Source organism: Streptomyces sp. NRRL S-378 (genome assembly GCF_000720645.1).
Classification (GTDB): Bacteria; Actinomycetota; Actinomycetes; order Streptomycetales; family Streptomycetaceae; genus Streptomyces.
Window position 1 is genome coordinate 1 of sequence record NZ_JOBX01000150.1, and the last position, 2,649, is coordinate 2,649.

At 69.6% G+C, this 2,649-nt stretch carries 2 protein-coding genes; both read left to right on the forward strand.

Annotation, left to right across the window (positions count from 1 at the left end):
- The first annotated feature begins 198 nt into the window (after positions 1–198).
- A complete protein-coding gene (locus IH80_RS0138120) occupies positions 199–1,188 on the forward strand; it encodes an ornithine cyclodeaminase family protein (RefSeq protein ID WP_030966496.1) in 990 nt (329 codons plus the stop codon).
- Between the two features lie 1,219 nt (positions 1,189–2,407).
- Entirely contained in the window at positions 2,408–2,638 is a 231-nt protein-coding gene (locus IH80_RS0138125; RefSeq protein WP_030966497.1) for a response regulator transcription factor, read from the forward strand.
- Positions 2,639–2,649 lie beyond the last annotated feature (11 nt).

Here is a 2,649-nt window from a genome sequence, read left to right on the forward strand (position 1 = left end):
CGTCGATCACGCGAGTGGCGGGCCCGGCGCCCTCCCCCCGAGGCCGGCGTACACGCCGATGTGCTCAGGCGCGTACGAATGAACGTGCTCAGGACGGAGGGCGTGTCGTAGCCGGGCAACGGGGGTCCGCGATTGACGCTTTGGCTCTGCGGTCGCTGGCCGGGTGACCGGCGTCAGGAGGTACAGGAGGTAGCGGGGATGCTTGTTCTGGGCCGCTCACAGGTCGAGGCTCTGCTCGATACGGACTCGCTGATCGACGCCCTGGCCCCGGCGATGGCAGACCTCAGTGCGGGCCGCGCCTCGGTACCCGACCGTGTCGCCGCCCTGGTGCCCGAACGCGATGGATTCCTGGCGGCCATGCCGGGCTTCCTGCCGTCGGCCGGGGTCCTCATGACGAAGCTGGTGTCACTCTTCCCACACAACGACGGGGCACGGCTGCCTACCCACCAGGCACTGATCGTCGCGTTCGACCCGGACACCGGCGAGCCCGCTGCGCTGCTGGACGGTACGGCCATCACCGCAGCGCGGACCGGCGCCTGCTCGGCGCTGTCGGCGCGACTGCTGGCCCGCGAGGACGCCATGGTGCTGGCAGTTCTGGGCACCGGCGTGCAGGCCTGGTCCCACGCCCGCGCGATCTGCCGGGTCCGCCCGATCCGGCAAATCCGCGTGGCCGGCCGGGATCCGGCGAAAGCCGCTGCCCTGGCCCAGGAACTCTCAGCCGTCCTGGAGGCCGAAGTCCAAGCCGTGTCCGGCTACGCCGAGGCGCTCGACGGCGCGGACATCGCCGCCGCGACGACGCACGCCGTCGAACCCGTCATTCGCCGCTCGTGGCTGACACCCGGGGTGCACATCACATCCGTGGGATACAACCCGGCAGGTCGCGAGATCGACGACGCCACGGTCGCCGAGGCGCTGGTGTGCGTCGAATCGCGCCAGGCCGTACTTGCCCCACTCCCTGCGGGCAGCAACGACCTGCTCATGCCGATCCGGGACGGCCTCATCACAGCCGAACATGTGCACGCCGAACTGGGCGAACTCATCACCGGTAGCAAACCGGGACGTACCAGGCCGGACCAGATCACTCTCTACAAGTCGGTCGGCGTCGCAGTGCAGGACGCCGCGGCCACGGCCCTGGTCATCGCGTCCGCCCACGAGCAGTCAATCGGCGAGGACATCGCCCTGCGGTGACGCAGGCACCACCACGCGATCTCCCCACCGGGCGGCGGCCGGGTCGGTAACAGGCGGCACACCGGCTGAGCACATTTGCCCGTACGCGGCTGAGCGCATAGGCGTGTACGCCGACACCCGAGGCCGCGACCTTCCAGATCGTCCCGCCGGGCGCCCGCACGATGCCGCCGCAGCCCCGAAGACGTCACGGCGGACGTCAGCACCATGGCACCGGCCTCCACCACCGCAGCCACGAAGCCGTCAACGGCGGCAGCCCGGACACGGCGAGCACCAGCGGGCAACCACGCAAGCCACTGAAACACGCCCCGGAAACCCGCAGCCGCAGATACAGCCCACTCCGAACGCAGCACACAAACAACAGGCGGCCGCAGGACCGTCCACCCCAACAGTGACGGACACGAGCGACATACGGGCTCCGGCACGGACTGCGGTGCGCATCACCCAACCCGCCAACCAGCCCCCCCACACACAGCGAAGATCACCCCGTACCAAGGCCCACACCGACCCCACCGGCCCACCGGCCCACCGAAACAAACACCCCCGCAACCCGGAATCCGGCAAAAGAACGCGGTGGCCCGCTCATCCACCCACCCCACGAAACCCGGCAGCCGGGGACGGAACGGCCGCGCCGCAGGACACACCGGGCCGGTCTCCTACCGCGTCGCCCACACCTCTGCCGCACGGACCACGACCGACCTCAGGCCAAGCACCGCACCCGCGGCCCGCTCATCCCCCCACGCCACGAAACCCGGCAGCCGGGGACGGGCCCGGACACGGTGAGCCCAGCGGGAAACCGCAAGCCACGGGAAACTGCGGGCGGCGGCAGGACCGGCCACCTCAATCGGTGACGGACACGAGAGACGTACGGACTCCGGCGCACGTGACCCCACCCGGCAACCAGACCAAGCCCCCGCCCCACACAGCAAAGATCACCCCACATCAAGGCCCACACCGACACCCCCCGCCCCGGCCCCCGCCCCGGCCCCGGAGGCGGCCCCGGAGGCGGCCCTGACCACGGCACCCCGCCCGGCCCCACCAGGCCGTAAACACCACAGACAGGGACCTGTCACACGCCTGTGACAGACAACAGACAACCCCATGAACTCCCACAGCCACGCTCTAACCAAGAGAACAAAAGGGACATACCGGCAGATGTTCCCTTCCTGCTTCCGAGGGCGCGAGCAGCGATGACCCAGCCGCCCCCGGCAGAGGAAATCCCATGACTCACACACTCACCACCCCCCACACCACCACCCCCACCCCCGAACTCGCCCCCCGCGAACAAGAAGCACTCCGACACATCGCCGCCGGACACACCTACCTCCAAACCGCCCGCCACATGGGACTCTCCAAACACACCGTCGACGCCTACCTCCGCCGCATCCGCACCAAACTCAACGTCAACACCACCGCCGAAATGACCCGCATCGCCATCACCCTCGGACTCTGACACCCCACACC

What these genes read in the sequence shown, in the direction of transcription:
- IH80_RS0138120 (WP_030966496.1), top strand. Translation starts at nt 199, where the DNA reads ATGCTTGTTCTGGGCCGCTCACAGGTCGAGGCTCTGCTCGATACGGAC.
- IH80_RS0138125 (WP_030966497.1), top strand. Translation starts at nt 2,408, where the DNA reads ATGACTCACACACTCACCACCCCCCACACCACCACCCCCACCCCCGAA.